The following is a 5457-nucleotide window of genomic DNA, read 5'->3' as shown; positions in this document are numbered from 1 at the left end:
TTTCAGTATACAGATATAAAAAACGCCCGCTATAGAGCGGGCGTTTTGATTCTCAATTAACTAATTAATCAATTAGATAATCAGAATTAGAAGTCGTAACGTAGACCTAGAGCTAGCTCGTCTTCAGCTTGTGCTGAAGTTGCAGCAAGGTTGCCGCCAGCAGTACCGAACTGGTCACCCGCTGAGATTAGGTTGAAGTTGTACGATACGTAGCCACGGAAGTTAGGCTTGAAGTAGTACGTTGCATCAACAGCGATATTGTCAGCAGACGTTTCACCGTTAGTTTCAGCGTTGTTGTATGTAGATGAGAATACTGTTTGACCTAGAGTGTAAGCCGCTGCTACTTCGTAACCAGTGTAATCACCGTCGTTCTTAGCAACTTGACCATCTGTAAATACACCAGCGAAGTATAGGTCGCCCATAGTGTAAGAACCAGAAAGCATGTATTCGTCTTGAGCTGCATCACCAGAGTATTGGCTTGCGTAACCAGCACCTAGTTTAACGCCAGTTTCACCGATTGCGTAGATACCAGATAGAGAGTAACCATCAGCACTGTTGTCGCTGTAAGAAGCAACAGCATCGCCTTCGCCTGCTGGAGTACCGTCAGCTTTTAGTTCTGTACGGTCAGCAAAACGGTAGCTTGCTTTAACGCTTAGGTCTTGGAATTGACCTTTGTAAGAAAGCATGTTGTCAGCACGGTCAGCAGCATTGATTTTCATTGCTGCAGAGTTACCGTGGTAAGCCATGATATCGGTAAAGTCAGTGATTACGCCTAGAGCGCCGTCGTTTTTACCGTAAGTTACTTCACCGAATGTACCGCCAAGTCCAGCGTAAGCGTAACGGTTAGTTAGGCTGTCGCTGTTTTTGTCAGTGCCTTTGCCGTTTTCAGCAGTTGTGAATTCGCCTTCGTAGAAACCAACACCGTATAGGCCGTCTTGGATTTCAACTTGACCTAGAAAGTTAAGACGGATTCGAGAGTTGTCTTGAGCGTTACCATCTTTCATAGATAGACGAGCTTCCGCACGGCCACCCATTTCTAGAGAAGTACCGTCTTGGTTGTATAGTTCTGAAGCGTTAGCACCAGTAGCAAGAGCTGCAGCAGATACAGCAAGCGCGATCATAGTCTTGTTCATGTTATTAATTCCTAATTACTGTCCATAAAGGTATTTATCAAGGATTTGAATCCTTTTTGTGTATTGCTCGTATTAATCAAGCTTCATAATCATGCTTAGAACAAAAGCGTGAAACTTGCCAGAACAATCCGTGGGGTACTTTTTAACCCTAAAGTTCCACCATCAGGTAGTAAAATGATATCAATAAAAATTATGCACACTGTTTTATTGAGTTTGACTATGTTTAAACTATTGATTTTATGTGATTTTTATAAAAGTGTGATCTGTGTTTATTTGGTTTATTTTTGTTTTTTTTAGATATTTCATCGCCAACTTATTGATGGTGGGGTTATTATTCATTTTTGTGATGTCTGTAATTTAGACCTAGATAAAGCTTTTATAACGCAAAGTGGAATAAAGGTGATTTAGCCATAAAGTTTGTTTACACTAAGCCAAATCGTTTTGTTTCTATCACCCAATAAGTATGTTGGGTGGATTTATGTTGGCCAAAGAAAGCTTTGGCATAGAGGTAAAAAATGGAAAAGGTTCCAATGACAGTACGTGGCGCTCAGCAGCTACGTGACGAATTAGATCGCCTACTTAAGCTACGTCCTATTATTTCAGCAGCTATTGGTGAAGCTCGTGAACTCGGTGACTTGAAAGAGAATGCTGAATACCACGCCGCTCGTGAAGAGCAGGGTATCTGTGAAGCTCAAATTCGAGATATTGAATATAAGCTATCACTGGCTCAGATCATCGATGTAACGCAGATGGATAACACAGGTAAGATTATCTTTGGCACGACAGTGACTTTGATTGACGTAGATACGGATGAAGAATTCCGCTACCAAATCGTTTCTGAAGATGAAGCCGATATCAAAACGGGTCGCATTTCTGTGAAATCCCCAATTGCACGTGGTCTTATCGGTAAGTTGGAAGGCGATGAAGTACTGATCTCTACCCCAGGTGGTGATAAAGACTTCGAAATCGACAAAGTAGAATACATCTAATTGAATTTTCTTTGTTTTTGATAAGTAAAAAGGTCGCTAATGCGACCTTTTTCGTTTCTCACGCTACACTAAAAGCTAAGCGCAGTGGCTTTCTTTTAATGAAGTTAGCTTATATTAAGCTCGCTTACTTGCGTGGAATCTCGATTTTACGTGCTTCTGACTGACGGAACAGTACTAGAACTTTACCGATAGTCTGTACTTTCTCAGCTTTAGATTCACGTACAATTGCATCGATAATCAGTTGCTTAGTCTCACGGTCTTCTGATGCAACTTTAATCTTGATCAGTTCGTGGTGGTCTAGAGCTAATTCGATTTCCGCTAGAACAGCTTCAGTAAGTCCATTTGCGCCCATTAGCACAACAGGTTTTAAACTGTGAGCTAGGCCCTTTAGATGCTGCTTTTGTTTGGTACTTAGGTTCATTACGCGGCCAATTTTATTTAGTATTAGGGTTGAAAAAACCTATTTTAACGCCATCTAAAGCTGAAGACTATAATTTATTCAGCAATTAGTACTTTCCTCCAATTTAGGTATCCAATGAGCAAACAGAAACACTCGGCCAGTTCGGGCCGTTGGTTGAAGGAACACTTCGACGACAAGTACGCAAATGAAGCCAGAAAAAAAGGCTATCGTTCGCGTGCTTATTTCAAAATGGAAGAGATTCAAACGAAAGATAAATTGCTGACTCCAGGGATGACCATTGTGGATTTGGGTGCAGCGCCTGGCGGTTGGTCTCAATATGCTGCTAAGATTATCGGAGACAACGGTCAAATCATTGCGTGTGACTTGTTACCAATGGATCCGATTGCTGGAGTGAGCTTTTTACAAGGCGATTTCCGCGAAGAAGCTGTGCTAGATGCGTTGCTGGAACGTATACAACCAAACATGGTTGATGTCGTGATGTCTGATATGGCACCTAATATAGCAGGCAACAATTCTGTGGATCAGCCAAGAGCTATGTATTTAGTTGAATTAGCTTTGGATATGTGTCGACAAGTTCTAGCTACCAATGGTAGTTTTGTTGTAAAAGTATTCCAAGGCGAAGGGTTTGACCAATATGTTAAGGACGTCCGTGAGATGTTTAAAACAGTCAAAGTTAGAAAACCCGACTCTTCTCGAGCTCGCTCTCGTGAAGTGTTTATCGTAGCAACTGGTTACAAAGGTTAACGATTCTCTTCCAAGAGTGAGAGTTAACAACATGGCTACAGGTTACAAACTGTAGTACCCTACCTTTAATTACAATTAGTTATCGAGAGGCTTACACCTTGAGTGACATGGCAAAAAATTTAATTCTGTGGCTTGTTATCGCGGTAGTGTTGATGTCGGTATTCCAGAGCTTCGGCCCTGGGGAAAGTAACGGCAGAGCAGTAGATTACACCACGTTTGTACAGGAAGTTGGCCAAGGCCAGATTCAAGACGCACAGTTCAATAACAGCGAAATCACTTTCACACGTCGTGGTGGTGGCTCTAAGTATGTAACTTACATGCCTGTTTATGATCAAAAGCTACTTGATGACTTAATTAATCAAAACGTAAAAGTTCAGGGTACACCACCTGAAGAGCAGAGCCTGCTTGGCACTATCTTCATTTCATGGTTCCCAATGATCTTACTGATTGGTGTGTGGATTTTCTTCATGCGTCAAATGCAAGGCGGCGGCGGCGGTAAAGGCGCAATGTCTTTTGGTAAGAGCAAAGCTCGAATGATGAGCGAAGAACAAATCAAAACGATGTTTGCTGATGTTGCTGGTTGTGACGAAGCAAAAGAAGACGTGAAAGAGCTTGTGGATTACCTTCGTGACCCAAGTCGCTTCCAAAAGCTTGGTGGTAAGATCCCGACAGGTATCCTGTTGGTCGGTCCTCCTGGTACGGGTAAGACATTGCTTGCAAAAGCGATTGCTGGTGAAGCGAAAGTACCGTTCTTTACTATCTCTGGTTCTGACTTCGTTGAAATGTTTGTTGGTGTTGGTGCATCTCGTGTGCGTGACATGTTCGAACAAGCGAAGAAAGCAGCGCCTTGTATCATCTTTATCGATGAAATCGATGCGGTAGGTCGTCAACGTGGCGCTGGTGTTGGTGGTGGTCACGATGAACGTGAGCAAACACTTAACCAAATGCTGGTTGAGATGGATGGTTTCGAAGGTAACGAAGGTATTATTGTTATCGCTGCGACTAACCGTCCAGACGTACTAGACCCTGCATTACTTCGTCCTGGTCGTTTTGACCGTCAAGTCGTGGTTGGTCTACCTGATGTACGTGGTCGTGAACAGATTCTTAAAGTACACATGCGTAAAGTGCCACTATCAGGTGATGTTGAACCATCTCTGATTGCTCGTGGTACTCCAGGTTTCTCTGGTGCAGACCTTGCGAACCTTGTTAACGAAGCGGCTCTATTTGCTGCTCGTGGTAACAAACGCAATGTATCTATGGTTGAGTTTGAACTTGCGAAAGACAAAATTATGATGGGTGCAGAGCGCCGTTCAATGGTGATGTCTGAGGAAGTGAAGGAGTCAACGGCTTACCACGAAGCAGGTCACGCAATTGTTGGTCGTTTGGTACCTGAACACGATCCAGTGTACAAAGTATCAATCATCCCACGTGGTCGTGCGCTTGGTGTAACTATGTATCTACCAGAGCAAGATCGCGTAAGCATGTCTCGCCAACATCTAGAATCAATGATCTCTAGCTTGTACGGTGGTCGTCTTGCTGAAGAACTTATCTACGGCAAAGACAAGGTTTCGACCGGTGCGTCTAACGATATCGAACGTGCAACAGATATTGCTCGCAAGATGGTTACGCAGTGGGGCTTCTCTGAGAAACTAGGACCTCTTCTTTATGCTGAAGAAGAAGGCGAAGTTTTCCTAGGTCGCGGCATGAGCCAAGCAAAGCATGTTTCTGACGATACAACTCGACTTATCGATGAAGAAATTCGCATTCTTATCGACCGCAACTACGCTCGAGCTAAGCAAATTCTAGAAGATAATATGGATTTGATGCACTCGATGAAAGATGCGCTAATGAAGTACGAAACGATCGATGCGGGTCAGATTGATGACCTCATGGAGCGTAAGACTGACATTCGTGAGCCTGCTGGTTGGGGTGATCAGGCGAAAGCAGAACCTGCAAAGGAAGAAGCTAAACCTGAAGCTAAATCAGAAGAGCAAGCAGAAGCCGAGCCAAAAGCTGAAGAGTCGACAGTTGAAGAAGTTAAATCTGAATCAGATGATGCTCAAAACAAAGATTCTTAATTGCTAAGCTTTAAATTAAAACCCTGAGTACGCTCAGGGTTTTTCTGTTTCTAGCCCAAGATATTTTTTACCTTTAAGACCCACCTTCCATG

The 5457-nt window shown here is 43.1% G+C and carries 5 protein-coding genes; 3 read left to right on the top strand and 2 right to left on the bottom strand.

Annotation, left to right across the window (positions count from 1 at the left end; genetic code table 11):
- Positions 1-86 precede the first annotated feature (86 nt).
- On the bottom strand, positions 87-1133 hold the full coding sequence (locus AB4232_RS20050; RefSeq protein ID WP_135382811.1) for a porin: 1047 nt from the start codon (positions 1131-1133) through the stop codon (positions 87-89).
- 515 nt (positions 1134-1648) lie between these two features.
- On the opposite strand from AB4232_RS20050, the gene greA reads away from it, so the two are divergent.
- On the top strand, positions 1649-2122 hold the full coding sequence (greA, locus tag AB4232_RS20045) for a transcription elongation factor GreA (protein ID WP_135382812.1): 474 nt from the start codon (positions 1649-1651) through the stop codon (positions 2120-2122).
- Between the two features lie 124 nt (positions 2123-2246).
- Here greA and yhbY read toward each other — a convergent pair whose 3' ends face one another.
- Positions 2247-2543 carry a ribosome assembly RNA-binding protein YhbY gene (gene yhbY, locus AB4232_RS20040; RefSeq protein WP_004734509.1) on the bottom strand — a complete coding sequence of 99 codons (297 nt, stop codon included), beginning with the start codon at positions 2541-2543 and terminating at the stop codon, positions 2247-2249.
- Between the two features lie 114 nt (positions 2544-2657).
- Between yhbY and rlmE the strand changes: the two genes are divergently transcribed.
- Positions 2658-3287 (top strand): 23S rRNA (uridine(2552)-2'-O)-methyltransferase RlmE, encoded by a 630-nt coding sequence (gene rlmE, locus AB4232_RS20035; protein ID WP_009847548.1) that lies wholly within the window; start codon positions 2658-2660, stop codon positions 3285-3287.
- Between the two features lie 107 nt (positions 3288-3394).
- A complete protein-coding gene (gene ftsH / locus AB4232_RS20030) occupies positions 3395-5365 on the top strand; it encodes an ATP-dependent zinc metalloprotease FtsH (RefSeq protein ID WP_041472898.1) in 1971 nt (656 codons plus the stop codon).
- Positions 5366-5457 lie beyond the last annotated feature (92 nt).

This window comes from Vibrio sp. 10N.286.46.A8, from assembly GCF_041470165.1.
Classification (GTDB): domain Bacteria; phylum Pseudomonadota; class Gammaproteobacteria; order Enterobacterales; family Vibrionaceae; genus Vibrio; species Vibrio tasmaniensis_A.
Note: the sequence above shows the minus strand (reverse complement) of the source record. Positions and strands in the feature narration are given on the sequence as shown.